Source organism: Rhodanobacter geophilus (assembly GCF_040812275.1).
GTDB lineage: Bacteria > Pseudomonadota > Gammaproteobacteria > Xanthomonadales > Rhodanobacteraceae > Rhodanobacter_A > Rhodanobacter_A geophilus.
Genome location: NZ_JBFOHL010000014.1, coordinates 25,095 through 43,139, shown reverse-complemented (window position 1 = coordinate 43,139; position 18,045 = coordinate 25,095). Strand labels below are relative to the sequence as shown.

Below are 18,045 nucleotides of genomic sequence, written 5' to 3'. Positions count from 1 at the left end.
AGCCCGCTAGATGACCACCAGGTCGGCATGCAACGCGCCGGCCTGCTTCAGCGCCTGCAGGATGGAGATCAGGTCGCTGGGCGAGGCGCCGACCTGGTTCACCGCGCGCACGATCGCGTCCAGGCTCACGCCCGGGCCGAACTTGAACATGTGCCCACCCTCCTCGCTGACCTGCACGCTGCTGGAAGGCACCACCGCGGTCTGGCCGTTGCTGAACGGCGCCGGCTGGCTGACCAGCGGCTGCTCGCCGATGGTCACCTGGATCGCGCCATGCGCCACCGCCGCCGCGGAAACGCGCACGTCCGAACCGATCACCACGGTGCCGGTGCGCGAGTTCACCACCACGCGGGCCGGCGGCGCACCCGGCGTCACGTCCAGGTCCTGGATCGTGCCCAGCCAGGCCACCTTCTGGGTGGGGTCCTGCGGCACGCGCACGTCCACCGTGCCGCCATCCACCGCGCGCGCGGTGCCCGCGCCATAGGTGCGGTTGATCGTGCTGACGATGCGCGAGACGGTGGTGAAGTCCGGCGCGTTGAGGTTCAGGCGCAAATCGTCGCTGGCGGCGAATGCGGACGCCACGCTGCGCTCCACCGTGGCACCGTTGGGTATGCGCCCGCTGGCGGAGATGTTCTTCTGCACGCTGGAGCCGCTCTTGCCCGACGCGCTGATGCCGCCCACCACCACGCTGCCCTGGGCCACCGCGTAGACGGCGCCGTCGGCGCCGCGCAACGGCGACATCAGCAGCTCGCCGCCGCGGATGCTCTTGGCGTTGCCGATCGAGGCCACGGTGACGTCGATGGTCTGGCCCGGCTTGGCGAACGGCGGCAGCTCGGCGGTGATCGTCACCGCGGCCGCGTTCTTCAGCTGCGGGCGCACGTTGGTCGGCACGTTGATGCCGAACTGCTGCAGCATGTTCTCCAGGCTTTGCGTGGTGAACGGCGCCTGCGTGGTCTGGTCGCCCGAACCGTCCAGGCCCACCACCAGGCCGTAGCCGATCAACTGGTTGGAGCGCACGCCGCCGACCGAGGCGAGGTCGCGGATCTTGTCGGCGTGGGCAGGGGTGGCGAGCAGGGCGAGCAGCGCGATGGCGACGCATTTGGCTCCCTCTCCCCTTCGGGGCACGCGGGGAGCGGCCATGGATGGCCGCAGCTTTGAGGAGCGAGGAGAGGGCTGGGGTGAGGGGCGGGGCTTGCGGAAGAGGTTGGAGAAGCGACGCTTGATGGAAGCAAAAGCGGCACCTCGCGAGCGTGTCCCCTCTCCCCAACCCTCTCCCCGGTGGGGAGAGGGGGCGAACGCGCCATGCGGGTTCGCAATGCCGGACTTCGGCGCAACCGTCATCGTCATGGCCACATGGATGTTCATTTTTAGAAGGGCATCCACTTGGAGTTGAAGAAGCGCGACAGCCAGCCCTGGGTGTTCGCATCCGCGAGGGTGCCGCGGCCGGTGTAGGCGATCTTGGCGTCGGCGACGCGGGTGGACGGCACGGTGTTGTCCTGGCCGATGTCCTGCGGGCGCACGATGCCGGTGATGCGGATCAGTTCCTGGCCCTGGTTGATGGTGAGCCACTTCTCGCCGCGCACCAGCAGGTTGCCGTTGCCCAGGCGCTGGGCCACGGTGACGGTGATGTTGCCGGTAAGCTGGTTGCTCTGGCTGCTGGAGCCGCCGCCGTCGAAGCTGTGGTCGCTGTCGATGCCGACACTGGCCTTGTTGAACGTGTGGCCGAGCAGCGAGGGCGCGCCAATGGTGTCCTTGTTGGTCTTGCTGGTGCTGGTGTTGGCCTTCTTCACGGCCTGGGTGTTCTCCACCAGCACGATGGTGAGGATGTCGCCGGTGCGGTGCGCGCGCGGATCGGCGAACAGCTCCATGCCCTGCTCATCGTGGTAGATCGAGCCGTCGGCCGCCGGCGCGACGGCGGGCGCCACCGGCGCGGTGGCGGCCCATTGCGCGTCGTCGCGCTGCTGTTGCTGCATGACGCAGCCCGCCAGCGCGAGCGCGGCGGCAAGACACGGGAGAACGGCGGTGATGCGCACGACGATAGGCCTCAGGTCTTGTTGGTGATGGTCTGCAGCATGTCGTCCGCGGCGCTGATCGCCTTGGAGTTCATCTCGTAGGTGCGCTGGGTCTGGATCATGTCCACCATCGCCTCCACCACGTTGACGTTGGAGGATTCCAGCGAGCCCTGCAGCAGCGTGCCCATGCCGTTCAGGCCCGCCTGGCCGGCCTGCGGCGTGCCGCTGGACGCGGTTTCGAGGTACAGGTTCTGGCCCATCGACTGCAGGCCCGCGGGATTCACGAAGTCGGCGAGCTGGATGCTGCCGACCTGCTGCGGCGCCGCCTGTCCCGCCAGCGTCGCGCTGACCGTGCCATCGGTGCCGATGGTGATGCTCTGCGCGCCCTGCGGCAGGGTGATGGCCGGCTCGATCGGATAGCCGTCGGCGGTGACGATCTGGCCGTTGGCATCGGTATGCAGCGAGCCGTCGCGGGTATACGCGGTGCTGCCGTCGGGCATGGTCACCTGGATGAAGCCGCGGCCCTGGATCGCCACGTCCAGCGCGTTGCCGGTCTGGCTGACCGCGCCCTGGGTGAACAATTTCTCGTTGGCCACCACGCGCACGCCGGTGCCCATCAGCAGGCCTGCGGGCGACTGCGTCTGCTCGGTGGTCTGCGCGCCGGGCTGGCCCAGGTTCTGGTACATCAGGTCCTGGAACGCCGGGCGCGAGGCCTTGAAGCCGGTGGTGCTGGCGTTGGCCAGGTTGTTGGAGATGGCATCCAGGCTCGTCTGCTGCGCATCGAGGCCGGTCTTGGCGATCCAGAGGGAGGAGAACATGGCGTGGCTCCGCTAGAGGTGTCGGGTTCAGCTCGCCTGCAGCAGCTTGAGGCTGGCGTCGGCGTTGTCTTCGCTGGTCTTGATCGAGCGCACCTGCATTTCGTACTGGCGCGACAGGGAAATCATCCGCACCAGTTCGGCGGAAGGATTGACGTTGCTGCCCTCCAGCATCTGCGGTGCCAGCTGCACGTTCGGATCGGCGTCGGCACTGGCGCCGCCGGCCAGGTGCAGCAGGCCGTCCGCACCCTTGGCAAGCTGTGCGGGATCGGGGTTGACCAGCTTGATGCGGTCGATCTGGGTGAGCGTGTTCGGCCCCTGCCCCAGCGGCACGCTGGAGATGCTGCCGTCGTCGCCGATCACGACCTGCGCGCTGTCGGGAATGCTGATCGGGCCGCCGTTGCCGATCACCGGGTTGCCGGCGGCGTCGGTGAGGATGCCGTCGGCGGTGAGCTGCAGGTTGCCGGCACGCGTGTAGGCCTCGCTGCCGTCCGGCGCCTGCACCGCGATCCAGCCCGAGCCGCGCACCGCCACGTCCAGCGCACGGCCGGTCTGCTGCAGCGTGCCCTGGCTGTCGTCGCGGCCGAGGCCCTGCGCCACCGCGTTGATCCGGGTGGGGCTGCCCGGCCCCTGCACCGGCAGGCTGCGGAACGCGTCCAGCTCGCTCTTGAAGCCGGTGGTGTTGGCGTTGGCGAGGTTGTGGCTCACCACGTCCTGGGCCCGCATGATCTGCGTGGCCCCGGTCATGGCGAGATAGACGGAACGGTCCATGGCGGCCTACCGCTCAGCGCGACACGGCGTTGAACAGCGTGCTGGCCAGCGTGTTGTCGGTGGACAGCACCTGCGCGTTGGCCTGGTAGTTGCGCTGCGCCTGGATCATGTCGACCAGCTGCTGGGTGGTATCGCTGGTGTTGGACTCCTCCAGCGCGCCGGACTGGATGGTGCCGTACTGGCCGCTGGCGGCCGTGCCCATCACCGCGGTGCCCGAGTCGGTGCTGGACATCCAGCTGGCGCTGCCGAGCTGGCGCAGGCCCTGCAGGTTCTGGAAATTCGCCATCGCCAACTGGCCGATCTTGCTGCTCTGGCCGTTCGAGTAGTTCGCGGTGACGATGCCCGTGCTGTCGATGTCGATCGAGGACAGCGCGCCGGCGGTGAAGCCGTCCTGGCTGATGGTGCCGGCGGCGTAGTCGGTGCCGTACTGCGTGGTCTTGCCGAAGTTGATCGAGAGCGTCTGCGGATTGGCGCCGTTGGCATAGGTCACCGGATTGAAGGCGACGGTGCCGTTGGCCGGCGTGGCCAGTGCACCGGTGCTGTCGAAGGTCAGCGCCTGGGTGCCGGCGCTGTTGCCGTCCACGTACAGGTTCACGTTCCAGGTGTTGGTACCGGTCTTCACGTAGTAGGCAGTGGCCTGGTGCGAGGAGCCCAGGCTGTCGTACACGGTGAAGGTGGATGACTGGTTGAAGGTGGCGGGATTGCCGGGGTCGAAGGCCAGCGTCGGCGCGGTGGCGTCCGCCGGCAGGTTGGACGACACCACCGCCGTGGTGGTGGGCTTGGCCGAACTCTGCGCGGTGACCAGGTTCAGGTTGGTAAGCGTGCTGGTGTCGAAGCTGTTGCTGGCGGTGCTGTAGGGGTAGACCTGCAGCGCGTTGTTGTCCTCGGTGACCACGTTGCCCGCCGGATCCTGGTGGAACGCGCCGGCACGCGTGTAGGCGTAGCCGTTGCCGGTGTTGACCACGAAGAAACCGTTGCCGCTGATCGCCAGGTCCAGGCTGTTGCCGGTGGTCTGGATGTCGCCCTGGGCGAACTGCTGCGCCACGTCGGTGAGGCGCGTGCCGCTGCCCACCGCGGTGGCGCTGAGGTTGATGCCGGTCACCGCGTAGATGTCCGCGAACTCCGCACGCGAGCCCTTGAAGCCGGTGGTGTTGGCGTTGGCGATGTTGTTCGCGATCACGTTGAGGTCGGACTGCGCGCCGTTGATGCCGCTGAGTGCCTGATTGAGAGCCATGGATGGTTCCTCGCTGGAAGAGTTGGTTGCCGGCGGTCAGTTGATCTGCGCGATCGCGCTGAGCGGCACGCCACCCACGCCGCTTACCTGCACATACGTACCCACGTCGCTGCCGCCGTAGCCCACGCCGCTGACCGTGCCGTCGGCATAGGTGGAGAGCGCGTTGCCGCCCTGGTCGGCGGCCGTGATGCTGTAGTCACCCGCCGGCACCGGGTTGCCGTCGTCGTCCGTGCCGTCCCAGCTGAAGTTGGCCAGGCCGGACTGCTGGGCGCCCAGGTCGAGCGTGCGCACCACCTTGCCGCTGCCGTCCTTGATGACGAGCTGCACGTCCGATGCGGTGTTAGTGATGCCCACCGCGCCACTCAGCGCGCTGCCGGCGTAGCTCAGGCTGGCCGACGGCACCAGCACGTGGCGCCCCACCAGGCCGACCGAACCGAGCACCTGCGAGGTCTGCAGCGCACCGGTGATCTGGCTGGAGAGGCTGTTGAGGCTGGTGTTGAGGTCCTGGGTGGAAGCCAGCTGGCTGAACTGCGCCAGCTGCGAGACGAACTGGGAGTTGTCCGTCGGATTGGTCGGATCCTGGGCCTGCAACTGGGTGGTGAGCAGCTTCAGGAAGTCGGCCTGGTCCATCGTGTTGCCGAGCGCGGCGCTGGTCGCGCTGGCGGTGCTGGCGGTATTGCTGGTGCCGGTGTTGCCGACGTTGTTGTTCACACTGGTGGTCATGGCGACGGACTCACTGGCCGAGGGTCAAGGTTTTGAGCATCAGTTGCTTGGCGCTGTTCATCACCTCGACGTTGTTCTGGTACGAACGCGAGGCCGAGATCATGTTGACCAGCTCGTCCACCGGATTGACGTTGCTGCCGTAGACGTAGCCGTCGGCATTGGCCAGCGGGTTGCCCGGCTCGTAGCGCTGCGGAATCGCGGCCTGGCTCTCGGTGACGCCGAGCACCTGCACGCCCTGGCTGGCGTCGGTGTTGCCGCCGCCGGACTGCTGCGCGTGCGCGGCGGCGAACAGCGGCTCGCGCGAGCGATAGGCGCCCTCGGGCGTGCCGGACACGCTCTCGGCGTTGGCCAGGTTGCTGGCGACGGTGTTGAGCCGCAGCGATTGCGCGGCCATGCCGGAGCCGGCCACGTTGAAGATGGAATAGAGCGACATCAGCTCTGCCCTCCGGTGATGGCGGTGCGCAGCATGTGGATCTGCGCGGTGATGAAGGAAAGACTGGCCTGGTAGTGCACGCTGTTGGCGGCGAAGTCGGCCTGCTCGACCTGGGCGTCGACGGTGTTGCCGTCCATGCTGGGCTGTGTCGGCACGCGGTAGGCCAGCGCCGCCGCATCCGGGCCCGCGTTCGGCCCGGTGCCGATCTGCCCGGGCGTGGGCGCCTGCAGCGGCAGGTTGCCGTCGCCATTGCCGCCGGCCGCAGACAACGCCTTGCGGAAGTCGACGTCGCGGGCGAGGTAGCCGGGGGTGTCGGCATTGGCGAGGTTGTTGGCCAGCACGTCGGCACGGCGCTGCCACAGGTCGAGCGCCTGGGTGTGGATGCCGAACAGGTTTTGCGGGATGGGGCTCATCGGTCTGCTCCGCGTGCGGTTGCCGCATGGAGCCGGAGGCAAGTTGCATGCCACCACGCCGGAACCCTTGCCACGACTGGCCTGGCAAGGTTCGCGCCCGGGCGCCGCGAGGGCCGCGCCGGGGAAGAGTCGGTTTGTTGACGCCCCGCCGGCGCCCTTCGCCGGGCGTCAGCCGGCCAGCGGTTCCGCCGGCAGCAGTTCCAGCACGGCCTGCGCCAGCAGATCCGGCTGGAACTTGGCGACGAAGCGGTCGGCCTTGACCTCCTTCACCATCGCCTCGTTGAAGATGCCGCTGAGCGAACTGTGCAGCACCACCTTCAGCCGGCGCAGCTCCGGCGCCTCGCGGATCGCGCGGGTCAGCGCATAGCCGTCCAGGCGCGGCATCTCGATGTCGGAAACCACCAGTTTGACGCCCTCGGCCGGGTCGGCGGCGGCCAGTTCGAGCAGGCGCTCGAGCGCCTCGCGGCCGTCCTGCGCCACCACGCACTCGATGTCCATCTGCCGGAACAGGTCGACCAGGCGATGGCGGGCGATCAGCGAGTCGTCCACCACCATCACCCGCCGCGGCGCCAGCGTACGTGCGCCGGCAAGCCGTTGCATCTGCATGGACAACCCGGTCGGCGCGGCATCGATGCCGGCCAGTACCTGCTCCACGTCCACCACCGCCAGCAGCGCACCGTCGACGCGGGTCACCGCGTTGACCCTTGCGCCGAAGCCCAGCGAGGCGGACGGCGCCTCCAGCTTGTCGCCGTCGCACTGCACCATGCGCTGCAGGTCGGCAACCAGGAAGCCCTGCACCGAACGGCTGAACTCGGTGACCATCAGGTGCGCCGACGCCTCGTCGCGCAGTGGCGGATAGCCGAGCGCGGCGGCCAGGTCGATCACCGGGATGGTCTGCCCGCGGTAATCGCAGCTGCCCGCCAGCAAGGCATGCGTGCCTGGCATGCGTTCCAGCGGCGGCCGGCGCATCACCTCGCGCACCTTGAACACGTTGATGCCGAACAGCTGCGCGTCGCCGAGCCGGAACAACAGCATGGCTACCCGGTTGTGGCCGGCCAGCCGGGTATGTTGCTCCACCTTTTCCAGCAGCGTGCCGCCCATGCGGACTCCTCGCGAATGACCCGCCGCCGCGGCGGCCGTACGCGCAGGCTATCGACCGCGTCGCCATGTGCTTGAGCACGACCGCTGTCCGCGGAGGTGGCATGCCGCTTGCTTCCTCAAGTCGCGCCGGTTTTGGACGATGCAGTCCCCTGCGACGGCCCTGCCGCACATTCGACAAAGGTGATGCCCACCCCATGAGCCTGATCTGGAATCAGCACCTCGCCCCCCTGGTGCAAGCCGCCGCCGCCGGCGACGAGGCGCGGCTGGCCGCGCTGCGGCAGCAGCATCCGCGCGCCGCGCAAGCACTGGCGCCGCTGCTGGCGCGCCTCGCCCATCGACCGCCAGCGGCGGTGGCGCTGCAGGCGGTGGAGCAGCAGAGCCTGGTGCTGGCCGCGGTGCAGCAGCTGGCGCGCGAACAGGCGGCGCTGGACCAGGCCGCCACCGACGGCCGTGGCAGCGTCGATCGCTTGACGGATGGCAGCGCCGGTATCTCGACGGCCCTGCGGCAGGTAAGCGCCGAGCTGGACCGGGCCAGCCAGGCCAGCCAGGCGGGCAGCGGCAACGTCAGCGAACTCGACGGCCAGCTGCGCCTGCTGCGCAGCGCGCTGGCGGCGATGAACCGGAACCAGAGCAAGCTGGCCGAGCAGGTGGAGCAGATCCGCAAGCTCACCGCGACCGTGCAGGAAATCGCCCACCAGACCAACCTGGTGGCGCTGAACGCGGCGATCGAGGCCGCCCGCGCCGGCGAGGCCGGCCGCGGCTTCGCCGTGGTCGCCGACGAGGTCAAGCAACTGGCGGAGAAGACCGCCCTCACCACCGCCGAGATCGAGAACGTCACTGGTTCGATCGGCGACTTCTCCACGCAATTGAACGGCGACGTACAGCACAGCCTGCAGCAACTGGAGCGCGCCCAGGCCGGCGCGGCGCAGTCGGGCACCACCCTGGATGCCGGCAGCCAGGCGCTGCGCGCGGCCGGCGATCGCGTCCACAAGTTGCAGCAGAGCCACGATGCGCAGCATGCGCGTGCCACCAGCGTCCAGGCCGCGCTCGGTGCGTTGCAGCGCCGCGCCGGCGAGGCACGGCGCCAATCCGACTCGCTGCAGCGCGCCGCGCTGCTCTCCCACCGGCTGGGCCTGGACTGGCTGGAAGGCATCAGCGGCAAGGATCCGGGCAGCCTCAGCCTGACCGTGCGCGAGGCCGCCCTCAACCTGCGCCAGGCCGCCGAACTGGCGTTGCTCGAACCTGCCGCGCTGGATCGCCGCTGGTTCGATACCCATGCGATCCGGCGCAGCGTCGAGCGACTGGGCGCGCTGCGTCCGGACCACCCTGCCACGGCCAGCCTGGCCGAAACCGGCGCGCGGCTGTGTGAACAGGGCAGCCGCTTCGTCGCGCTGCTGTGCGATGGCGAGGCGGAGCAGGCCGCCGCACTCGCGCGGCAGATCGAATTCGGCCGCGATGCCCTGCTCGGACAACTCGACAGCTTGCTGGCGGACGCGTGAGCGGGCATCGGGCCAGCGCCGGCCGACTGCTTGTACTGGCATGGCTGGGCCTGCCGGGCATCAGCCTTGCCGCCGTGCCCTCGCCGGACACCGTGCGGGCCGTTGCCGAACAGGCTGTTCGCGCCCATTTCGAACTGCCCGGCGGCCGCGTGGTGGCCCTGGCCGTGCCGCTCGATCCACGCGTGCGGCTGGCATCGTGCAGCGTACCGCTGCGTGCCACGCTGGCCGATGCCGTCCGCGCCGCGCCGCGCCTGAGCGTGCCCGTGCATTGCCCGCAGGCCGAAGGCTGGACGGTGCGCGTGCAGGTGCAGTTGCAGTTGTTCCGCCCCGTGCTGGTGACCAATCGCGCCCTGCTGCGCGGCGATGGCCTGCGCCCGGAGGACGTGCATGCCGAGGAACGCGATGTGACCCGGCTCGGCTATGGCTACGTCGGCAACCTCGATCAGGTGGCCGGACGCACCCTTGCCCGCGCCTTGCCCAGCGGCAGCGTGCTCACCCCCTCCGCGCTCGGCGGCCGGCGCATGGTGCGGGCGGGTGATCACGTGCAGGTGGTGGCCAGTCTCGACGGCATCGTGGTGCGCACCGACGGCGTGGCGCTGGGCAGCGGCGACAATGGCGCCCGCCTGCGCGTGCGCAACGAAAGCTCGGGCAAGGTGGTCGACGCGATGGTGCATGCCCCCGGCGTGGTGCTCGCCCTGCCCTGACCACCCGCCATGCCTTCCCCGCCCCTCTTCCCGCCCCTAAAGTTCCCGTGCCCCCTGCCGATGCTGTATTCACAGGGCCACTCCGCAGCGAGAACGGACGCATGAACACGACCATTTCCAACAACGGTTTGCCGAAACTCCCGCAGGCCGCCAGCCAGCCGGGTAGCAGCGCGACGGCGGAATCCTCGGCCACGGCTGCCGGATCCGGTGCGCCTGCTGCCAAGGCCGACGACCAGCTCAAGCTGACCGACTCGGCCAAGGCGCTGCAGCAGGCGGCACGTGCCGACAACACCACCCCCATCGATTCGCAACGGGTGGAACGCGTGCGCCAGGCACTGGCCAACGGCAGCTACAAGATCGACGCCGGCCGCGTCGCCGATCGCATGATCTCCATGGAACGGCAGCTCGGCGGCACGGACAAGGCATGAGCCCGCAACTGCGGCAGGAGTTCAACGAAGCCCTGGCGGCCGTGCAGGGCGAGATGCACCAGGCGCTTGACCAACTGGTGCAGGTGCTCCGGACCGAGCGCGACGCGCTCGACACCGGCAACACCGAAGCACTTGGCGTTGCCGGCACGCGCAAGCAGGCATTGATGCAACAGCTGGAGCAACTGGACGCGGAGCGCCGCCTGCTGGCGCGCGAACAACCGCAGACCGAGGCCGCGACGGATCCGGCCTGGACGGCCATCGTGGAGTCGCTGCAGCACTGCCACCGGCTCAACCAGCGCAACGGCAGCATCGCCATCCAGCGCCTGCAACTGGTTCGCCAGGCCCTGGCGGTGCTGACCGGTGCAGACAGCGGCAGCGGGCTTTATGACCGCAGTGGCGAGTTGCACGCCGGCGCACGTTCGCGCTCGTTGGCCGCCGCATGATGTCGAGATGAGCACATCGCCGCCCGCATCCGCGTGCGCGTCTCCCGCGCGCCGCCGGCCGCGGAACGCTTCACCACCCAACGCGATGCCGGATCAACCATGAGTCCCGCCCCCACTTCCGCCGCCAACGCCACTGGCACTCCCCCCGCCTACGAAAGCACCTCCCCAGCGCTTCCGGTGATGCGCGTGCCGCTGCTCAATCGCGAGCGCGAGCTGTTCGCCTACGAGATCCTGTTCCACCGAGAAGGCGGCGACGCACAGGCGCTGTTGCAGAGCGCGCTGGGAATGATCACCGACGGCGCCCTGACTCGCCTGGTGCGCGGCAATCGCACGTTCCTGAACCTGCCGGCCGAGCTGCTGCCGGAAGACGCCGACGTGTTGCTGCATCAGCCGCGCCTTGGCGTGGTGCTGCAACCGCACGTGGCCAACGACGCGCCGCTGGTGAAGCGCCTGCAACAGATGGCGCAGCGCGGCTGCCAGTTCATGCTGGACGTCGGGGAGGAGGATCTCGACAACAGCCTGCCGTTCGAAGCCCTGCTGCAGATGGTGCAACTGGTCCGGCTGGATGCCAGCCAGCTGTCGCCGGAACTGCTGGCGCAGCGCGCCAGGCATCTGCATGCGCGTGGCCTGCACGTGGTCGCCGGGCAGGTGAACGATCACGCCACTTACGAGCGCTGCATGGAGCTGCCGCTGGGAGCAGTGCAGGGGCGCTACCTGCTGGTGCCGCAACCCATGGCCGTTCCCGTGCTCACCGCCAACCGTTTGAGCATGCTGCGCCTGATGGGCGTGCTGCACGAAAGCAACCCGGGCCCGGTCGAGCTGGGCAACATCATCCGCGACGATGCGGTGCTCAGCTACAAGCTGCTGAGCTGCGTCAATTCAGCCTACTTCGCACTGCCGCGGCAACTGAAGTCGGTACAGCAAGCGGCAATCTTCTTCGGCGTCACCCGCATGCGCAACTGGGTCGACACCATGGCGATGTGCAGCATGGACGACCGTCCACCCGAGCTGCTGCGCGCCGCACTGATCCGCGCCCACATGTGCGAGGAACTGGCCCAGGGCATGCCGCACGGACACGCCGAAATGGCGTTCACCGTCGGCCTGTTCTCGTTGCTGGACACCCTGATGTGCGCGCCGATGGAGTTCCTGCTGCCCCAGCTGCGCCTGGCGCCCGAGATCAGCGATGCGCTGACCGGCCGCGGCGGGCCGTTTGCCTCGATCCTGCAGCAGATTCTCGCCTGGGAGGCCAATGAGCTGACCAGCGCGCAGATCCCGCCGCAGCGCATCCAGCGTCTGGCAACGATCTACCTCAATGCCACCCAGTGGGCCGATCAGGTCTACGCCAGCGCCAACGAGAAGAGCGTCCAGTAAACGGCCCGGCCAATGGGCTCCAAAGGCAGCCGCGAGAAATCCGGCCACCGCGATCGCACCGGATACCCGGTGCACTCCCGTGTCCCATGCGCATCGGTTGATGAAGCGGGCTTATGCGGCGTCTCGCCGTCACGGACCGGCCAATCTCGGGGGCAGGCCGGCCTGGCACCCGGCATGTGACGTGCCGCGGCACCGGATCGCCGGGTGAACCGGCATGGGGCCGAAGATCGGATCGACTTGCGCGACTGCCAGGCCCGGCGCTTCGCATGCCCCACGAACTGGTGGCGTGCCGGCATTAAACTGATGCGATGCCACTGATGCCCACCGACTTTCTGGATTTGCTGCACGCAAGCCTTCCACCCGGCGCCGTGTCCACGACCGAAGCCGATCGGCGTGCCCATGCCTGCGACAACTCCCGGCTCAACGCGCTGCCGGATGCCGTGGTTTTCCCGACGGAACATGCGCAGGTGGAGGCGCTGGTGCGCGCCTGCCGCGCGCACCGCGTGCCGCTTACCGCGCGTGGAGGCGGCACCAGTTCCACCGGCGCCTCGGTGCCGATGGCTGGCGGCGTGGTGGCGAACTTCATGCGCATGGACCGCATCCTGCGCATCGATCCCGACAACCGCCTCGCCGTGGTGGAGCCGGGCGTGACGAACGAGGCGCTGCAGCAGGCGCTGGCGCCGCACGGTTTCTTCTGGGCGCCCGATCCGGGCTCGGCGCCGTGGTGCACGGTGGGCGGCAACCTCGCCTGCAACGCCTCCGGGCCGCACGCGGTGAAATACGGTTCCACGCGCGACAACGTGCTGGGCCTGCGCGCCGTGGCCGGCAACGGCGAAGGTTTCCGCTGCGGCACGCAGACCACCAAGAGTGCGATCGGCTATGACCTCACCCGCCTGCTGGTCGGCTCGGAAGGCACGCTGGCGCTGATCACCGAGGCCACGCTCAAGCTCACGCCGAAACCCCTGGCGGTGCGCACGCTGCGCGCCACGTATCGCGATACCGCGGCGGCGGTGCGGGCGGTGGCGCGCATCATGGCGCAGCCGGCCACGCCCTGCGCGCTGGAGTTCATGGATGCGCTGGCGCTGAAGCTGGCCCGCGAGCACCAGCCCGAAGCCGGCGTGCCCGCGGCCGAGGCGCTGCTGATGATCGAGCTGGACGGCGCACCGGATGCGCTGGACGGCGCGGTCGCCGCCGTCGAGTCCGCCGCCCGCGTGGAGGGACTGGTGCAGCTGGAGGTGGCCCGCGACGAGGCCCAGACCCGCGCCCTGTGGGCGGCGCGCAAGGCGCTTTCCTTCGCCCAGCGCGCCGCCACCCAGCACAAGATCAACGAGGACGTGGTGGTGCCGGTAAGCCGCCTGCCCGAGCTGGTGGATGGCGTGCGCCAGCTGGCGGCACGGCACGCCGTGCCCATCGTGAGCTTCGGCCACGCCGGCAACGGCAACCTGCACGTGAACCTGTTGCCGCGCGACGTGGACGAGATCGAGCGCGCCCATGCCGCCCTGCCCGAGCTGTTCGCGCTGGTGATCGCGCTGGACGGCACGATCTCGGGCGAGCACGGCATCGGCGTGGTCAAGCGCGAGTTCATGCCGCTGGCGCTGCCGGCCACCACGCTGGACCTGATGCGCGGCATCAAGGCGGCGTTCGACCCGGACGGCATCCTCAACCCGGGCAAGCTGCTGCCGTGAGCGAACCGGAAGCCTTCGACCGACTGGTGGCGCGCGTCCGTGCCTGCCGCCTGTGCGAGGCCCACCTGCCGCTGGGGCCGCGCCCGGTGCTGCAGGCGTCGCCGCGGTCGCGGCTGCTGATCGTGAGCCAGGCGCCGGGGCGCAAGGTGCACGACACCGGCATCCCGTTCAACGACGTCAGCGGCGACCGCCTGCGCGAATGGCTGGGCGTCGACAAGGCCACGTTCTACGACGCCGGCAGGATCGCCATCGTGCCGATGGGTTTCTGCTTCCCCGGCACCGGCAAGGACGGCGACCTGCCGCCACGACCGGAATGCGCGCCCACCTGGCATCCGCTGCTGTTGCCATGCCTCACGCAGGTGCGGCTGACGCTGGCGATCGGCCAGTACGCCCAGGCCGGCCTGCTCGGCGAGCGGCGCGGCCGCACGCTCACCGACACCGTGCTGGCCTGGCGCGAACACCTCGCGCGCGGCGTGCTGCCGCTGCCGCACCCGAGCCCGCGCAACCGGCTGTGGCTAACGCGCAATCCGTGGTTCGAAGCGGAGCTGCTGCCGGAACTGCGCCGGCAGACGGGGCTTGCGCTGCGTTAGGACACGCGGCGCGCGAAGATCAGGTGCACTCCGAACAGCACGAACACCGCGCCGGCGCAGCCGTCGATCCAGCGCGCCAGGCGCAGGTAGCCGCGGCGCATCGCGGGCAGGGCGAACACGCCGGCCACCAGGGCGAACCACAGCAGCGTCTCGGCCACCACCATCAGCCACAACCCCCAGCGCGCCCAGGCGCCCTGCCCGTCGCCCAGGAAGGCGGAGAAGATGCTGCCGAAATACACCACCACCTTGGGATTGGAGAGATTGGTGAACAGGCCGTTGCGCATGGCGCGCCATGCGCCGTCCGCCAGTTTCACCGCGTGCGCCGGCGCGCCGCCGGCGGGCACAGCCAGCGCGCCACGCAGCATCTTCAGCCCCATCCAGCACAGGTAGGCGCCGCCGCACACCGCGATCGCGCGTTCCAGCCACAGCAGCCGGTGCAGCAGCAACTGCAGGCCGAGCAGCGCCAGCGCGGCCCACACCGCCACGCCCAGCGTGATGCCCGCCACGCCGGCCAGCGCCTCGCGGCGCGAGTGGCTCACCGCGGTCTGCGAGACGTAGAAGAAATCCGGGCCCGGGCTCATCAGGGCGATCAGCTGCACGATGGCGATGGTCAGGAACAGGCTCATGCGGCACGCTGCGGGCGGGATGGCGGAAGCGCAGTGTAGCCGCAGCCGGACGATGCACCGCGCCTTGCCGCTCGGTCGAAGCTTCATCTAATCTGCCCCGGTCCAAGCAGCATGGCCACGGGACCGTCCCCGGCCCAAGCAGGGGAATCCGCATCCATGAGCCTCAAGCTCCGCCTCGTCGTCCTGAATTTCCTCCAGTACTACATCTGGGGCGCCTGGCTGCTGACCGTCGGCACGTGGTGGTTCCAGACCCAGCACTGGTCGGGCACCAGCTTCGGCGCGATCTTCTCGACCATGGGCATCGCCGCGCTGTTCATGCCCTCGCTGGCCGGTATCGTGGCGGACAAGTGGATCAACGCCGAGCGGCTGTACGGACTGTTCCAGATCGCCGGCGCGGTGGTGCTGTTCGCGATACCCCACGTCGCCGACCCGCAGCAGATGTTCTGGGTGATGCTGCTGAACATGTGCTTCTACATGCCCACCATCTCGCTGGCGATCACGGTGGCGTACAACGCGCTGAAGCAGGAAGGCCTCGACGTGGTGGGAACCTTCCCGCCGATCCGCGTGTGGGGCACGATCGGCTTCATCGCCGCCACCTGGACCACCAGCCTGCTGGGCTTCAAGGCCTCCGCCGCGCAGTTCCACGTGGCCGCGGGCGCCTCGCTGCTGCTGGGCCTGTACGCCTTCACCCTGCCGAAGTGCCCGCCCAAGCTGGATGCCGAGCACAGCCACAGCGTGGCCGACCGGCTGGGGCTGACCTCGTTCGTGCTGTTCCGCAACCGCAACATGGCTGTGTTCTTCGTCTTCGCGATGCTGCTGGGCGCGGCGCTGCAGCTCACCAACGCCTACGGCGACGCCTTCCTCAGCGACTTCGTCAAGGTGCCGGCCTACGCCAACCTGCTGACGGTGAAGTACTCCACCATCATCATCTCGATCTCGCAGTTCTCCGAAACCGCGTTCATCCTCACCATCCCGTTCTTCCTGAAGCGCTTCGGCATCAAGGCGGTGATGACGATGAGCATGCTGGCCTGGGTGCTGCGCTTCGGCCTGTTCGCGTTCGGCAACCCGGCGGGCGGGCTGTGGATGATCGTGCTGTCGTGCATCGTCTACGGCATGGCGTTCGACTTCTTCAACATCTCCGGCTCGCTGTTCGTGGAAGGCCAGGCCGACCCGAAGATCCGCGCCAGCGCGCAGGGCCTGTTCATGCTGATGACCAACGGCGTGGGCGCGGTGCTGGGCAGCCTGATCGCCGGCTTCGTGATCGACCACTTCTTCACCAACCACCAGTGCAACGACGCCGTGCTGATCTGCAAGGACTGGCGCGGCATCTGGCTGGCCTTCGCCGGCTATGCGCTGGTGATGGCGGTGCTGTTCGTGCCGCTGTTCAAGCATCGGCACGCCCCCGCCGCAGCCGGCCGCGTCGTGCCCACGCACTGAGTCAGCCGACCAGCTTGCTCGCCACCACCTGGTCGCGGCCGCCGGACTTGGCCGCGTACAGGGCCAGATCGGCGGCGCGCATCCAGCTCGACAGGTCGTGGCAGCGCACGCCGTCGAACTGCGCCACGCCGATGCTGATCGTCAGCCTGGCCACCTGCAGGTCTTTCGGCAGCATCAATGCAGCCACCCCTGCGCGCAGGATCTCGGCCAGCCGCAAGCCTGCGGCCAAGCCGGCCTGGGGACACAGCACGGCGAATTCCTCGCCGCCGATGCGCGCCACGAAGCAGGAACCCACCGCGATGCGCAGGTAGTCGGTCAGCAGCCGCAGCACCCGGTCGCCCTGCGGATGGCCGATGCTGTCGTTGATGCTCTTGAAATGGTCGATGTCGATCAGCAGCAGCACGTGCGGCAGCGCATGCGCCTCGCGCGGTCGACCCAGCAACTCGGTGGCGCGCTGCTGGAACGCCCGCCGGTTCGCGATGCCGGTAAGCGGATCGCGCAAGGCCTGCGCCTGCAGTTCGGCGGCATGCCGGCGCTGCGCACGCAGCAGCAGCACGAGCAGGCCGACGATCAGCAGCAAGGCCGCCGCCAGCAGCGCGATCGTCAGGTTGACCAGCCGCTGGCGGCGCTGCTCCTCGCGCCGGCGCGCCGCATCGGCCTGCGCCGCCTTGAGCTGCAGGTCCTTCAGCTCGTTGGCGTGCTCCAGCTCGCTGATGCGCAGTTCCTTCTCGCGCACGGCATAGCGCTGCTCCAGCTCGACCTCGATGGCGCGCAGCGCCGGCGTGTCGACGGTGCTGCCGAGCCGTGCCGCCTCGCGCTCGTCGGCCAGCGCATGGCGCAGGTCGCCGGCCTGCTCGGCAAGCCGGCTTTCCACCCTCAGCATGTCGATCAGCTGGCCGTTGATGCCGGCCTTGCGCGCCCGCGCCACGGCCTCCCGCATCTGCGCATAGGCCTGGCGATGATGCCCCAATGCCGCCTGCGCCTGGGCGATGTCGGTGCGGGAGTCCAGCGAGTCGCTGATGCGACCGGCGGCCAGCTCCTGCTTCAGCGATGCCTGGGACAGGGCCAGCGCCTCGCGCGCGCGGCCCTGCTTCAGATACATCTTCGACAGGTTGTCGCCCACCATCACCACCAGCTGCTCCGCGTCGACCTTCGCGTAGTAGCGGCGGGAACGCTCGTAAGCCGTCGCCGCGTCGCCGACCCGGTTCAGCGTGGCCAGGGCGATGCCCACGTCGTTCTCGGCGTCGCCGATGCCGAAGTCGTCGTTCAGTGCGCGATAGGCCTCGATCGACTGGTGGCACAGCGGCAGCGCCTTGGCCGCCTTCTCGTCCAGCGCATAGGCGTCGCACAACTGGAAGCGCGCCCAGGCCACGATTTCGGGATCGGCCTCCCCCAGCACCTTGTCCGCCGCCTTCAGGGCCTCGCCCAGTCCGTCGCCGAGGCCGTTGGCGATGTCGTGCCGCGCCCGCAGGAAACCCGCGGCGGCGGCGGCCACCGGATCGTGCCCCATCGTGGCGAGGCCATCGAGCCGCAGCGTGGCCTCGGCCAGCGCGGCATCGTCGTTGCTGTTGATCGCGGCCGTGCCCATGCCCCACAGCAGCTCGCGTTCGCGCGTGGGCGTCAGCGTCGTGCCGGCCTGGTCGAGCTGCTGGCGCACGAAGATGATCAGGCCGTGCGGATTGGTCACCGCGCTTTCGCGGAACGCGTTCATCGGCGCCGCGACGGCAGGCATCACCGTCAACAGCAGCAACAGACCCAGCCAC

General features: G+C 69.2%; 19 protein-coding genes. 8 read left to right on the top strand and 11 right to left on the bottom strand.

All coding sequences use genetic code 11. From position 1 onward, the window contains the following. Positions 1-6: 6 nt before the first annotated feature. The 9 genes from ABQJ56_RS14585 to ABQJ56_RS14545 form a co-directional block, all read right to left on the bottom strand. On the bottom strand, positions 7-1,137 hold the full coding sequence (locus tag ABQJ56_RS14585; RefSeq protein WP_367845747.1) for a flagellar basal body P-ring protein FlgI: 1,131 nt from the start codon (positions 1,135-1,137) through the stop codon (positions 7-9). 227 nt (positions 1,138-1,364) lie between these two features. Beyond that, positions 1,365-2,030: a flagellar basal body L-ring protein FlgH gene (gene flgH, locus ABQJ56_RS14580; RefSeq protein ID WP_367845746.1), complete on the bottom strand. Its 666-nt coding sequence runs from the start codon at positions 2,028-2,030 to the stop codon at positions 1,365-1,367. A gap of 11 nt (positions 2,031-2,041) precedes the next feature. After that, entirely contained in the window at positions 2,042-2,827 is a 786-nt protein-coding gene (gene flgG, locus ABQJ56_RS14575; protein WP_367845745.1) for a flagellar basal-body rod protein FlgG, read from the bottom strand. Between the two features lie 27 nt (positions 2,828-2,854). Then, positions 2,855-3,595 (bottom strand): flagellar basal-body rod protein FlgF, encoded by a 741-nt coding sequence (gene flgF / locus ABQJ56_RS14570; RefSeq protein ID WP_367845744.1) that lies wholly within the window; start codon positions 3,593-3,595, stop codon positions 2,855-2,857. A 13-nt stretch (positions 3,596-3,608) separates the two neighbouring features. Beyond that, positions 3,609-4,829, bottom strand: coding sequence for a flagellar hook protein FlgE (gene flgE, locus ABQJ56_RS14565; protein ID WP_367845743.1), 1,221 nt, complete (start codon positions 4,827-4,829; stop codon positions 3,609-3,611). A 36-nt stretch (positions 4,830-4,865) separates the two neighbouring features. Further along, positions 4,866-5,552 (bottom strand): flagellar hook assembly protein FlgD, encoded by a 687-nt coding sequence (locus tag ABQJ56_RS14560; RefSeq protein ID WP_367845742.1) that lies wholly within the window; start codon positions 5,550-5,552, stop codon positions 4,866-4,868. Between the two features lie 10 nt (positions 5,553-5,562). Continuing rightward, complete coding sequence (gene flgC, locus ABQJ56_RS14555) at positions 5,563-5,985, bottom strand: flagellar basal body rod protein FlgC (protein ID WP_367845741.1); 423 nt, start codon at positions 5,983-5,985, stop codon at positions 5,563-5,565. Continuing rightward, on the bottom strand, positions 5,985-6,398 hold the full coding sequence (gene flgB, locus ABQJ56_RS14550; protein WP_367845740.1) for a flagellar basal body rod protein FlgB: 414 nt from the start codon (positions 6,396-6,398) through the stop codon (positions 5,985-5,987). The genes flgC and flgB overlap by 1 nt, the downstream gene beginning before the upstream one ends. 168 nt (positions 6,399-6,566) lie before the next feature. Beyond that, positions 6,567-7,499, bottom strand: a complete 933-nt coding sequence (locus ABQJ56_RS14545) for a chemotaxis protein (protein WP_367845739.1) — start codon at positions 7,497-7,499, stop codon at positions 6,567-6,569. Between the two features lie 194 nt (positions 7,500-7,693). On the opposite strand from ABQJ56_RS14545, the gene ABQJ56_RS14540 reads away from it, so the two are divergent. The 7 genes from ABQJ56_RS14540 to ABQJ56_RS14510 all read left to right on the top strand — a co-directional run bounded on the left by ABQJ56_RS14540 (position 7,694) and on the right by ABQJ56_RS14510 (position 14,219). After that, positions 7,694-8,998 (top strand): methyl-accepting chemotaxis protein, encoded by a 1,305-nt coding sequence (locus tag ABQJ56_RS14540; protein ID WP_367845738.1) that lies wholly within the window; start codon positions 7,694-7,696, stop codon positions 8,996-8,998. Then, positions 8,995-9,702 (top strand): flagellar basal body P-ring formation chaperone FlgA, encoded by a 708-nt coding sequence (gene flgA / locus ABQJ56_RS14535; RefSeq protein ID WP_367845737.1) that lies wholly within the window; start codon positions 8,995-8,997, stop codon positions 9,700-9,702. Before ABQJ56_RS14540 ends, flgA begins: the two co-directional genes overlap by 4 nt. 101 nt (positions 9,703-9,803) lie before the next feature. Beyond that, complete coding sequence (gene flgM / locus ABQJ56_RS14530; protein ID WP_367845736.1) at positions 9,804-10,130, top strand: flagellar biosynthesis anti-sigma factor FlgM; 327 nt, start codon at positions 9,804-9,806, stop codon at positions 10,128-10,130. Continuing rightward, positions 10,127-10,573, top strand: coding sequence for a flagella synthesis protein FlgN (locus ABQJ56_RS14525; protein ID WP_367845735.1), 447 nt, complete (start codon positions 10,127-10,129; stop codon positions 10,571-10,573). The genes flgM and ABQJ56_RS14525 overlap by 4 nt, the downstream gene beginning before the upstream one ends. 99 nt (positions 10,574-10,672) lie before the next feature. Further along, a complete protein-coding gene (locus tag ABQJ56_RS14520) occupies positions 10,673-11,944 on the top strand; it encodes an EAL and HDOD domain-containing protein (protein WP_367845734.1) in 1,272 nt (423 codons plus the stop codon). A 308-nt stretch (positions 11,945-12,252) separates the two neighbouring features. Then, entirely contained in the window at positions 12,253-13,629 is a 1,377-nt protein-coding gene (locus ABQJ56_RS14515; protein ID WP_437343435.1) for an FAD-binding oxidoreductase, read from the top strand. After that, positions 13,626-14,219, top strand: a complete 594-nt coding sequence (locus tag ABQJ56_RS14510; protein WP_367845732.1) for a uracil-DNA glycosylase family protein — start codon at positions 13,626-13,628, stop codon at positions 14,217-14,219. The genes ABQJ56_RS14515 and ABQJ56_RS14510 overlap by 4 nt, the downstream gene beginning before the upstream one ends. Here ABQJ56_RS14510 and ABQJ56_RS14505 read toward each other — a convergent pair. Continuing rightward, complete coding sequence (locus tag ABQJ56_RS14505; RefSeq protein ID WP_367845731.1) at positions 14,216-14,845, bottom strand: homoserine/threonine efflux transporter; 630 nt, start codon at positions 14,843-14,845, stop codon at positions 14,216-14,218. The two genes, ABQJ56_RS14510 and ABQJ56_RS14505, sit on opposite strands and share 4 nt — an antisense overlap. A 156-nt stretch (positions 14,846-15,001) precedes the next feature. On the opposite strand from ABQJ56_RS14505, the gene ABQJ56_RS14500 reads away from it, so the two are divergent. Beyond that, the gene (locus ABQJ56_RS14500) at positions 15,002-16,282 is read left to right on the top strand and encodes a nucleoside permease (protein ID WP_367845730.1); all 1,281 of its coding nucleotides are present in this window, start codon (positions 15,002-15,004) and stop codon (positions 16,280-16,282) included. Position 16,283: 1 nt separating this feature from the next. Here the strand turns inward: ABQJ56_RS14500 and ABQJ56_RS14495 are convergent, their stop codons facing one another. Further along, positions 16,284-18,032 (bottom strand): diguanylate cyclase, encoded by a 1,749-nt coding sequence (locus tag ABQJ56_RS14495; RefSeq protein WP_367845729.1) that lies wholly within the window; start codon positions 18,030-18,032, stop codon positions 16,284-16,286. Positions 18,033-18,045 lie beyond the last annotated feature (13 nt).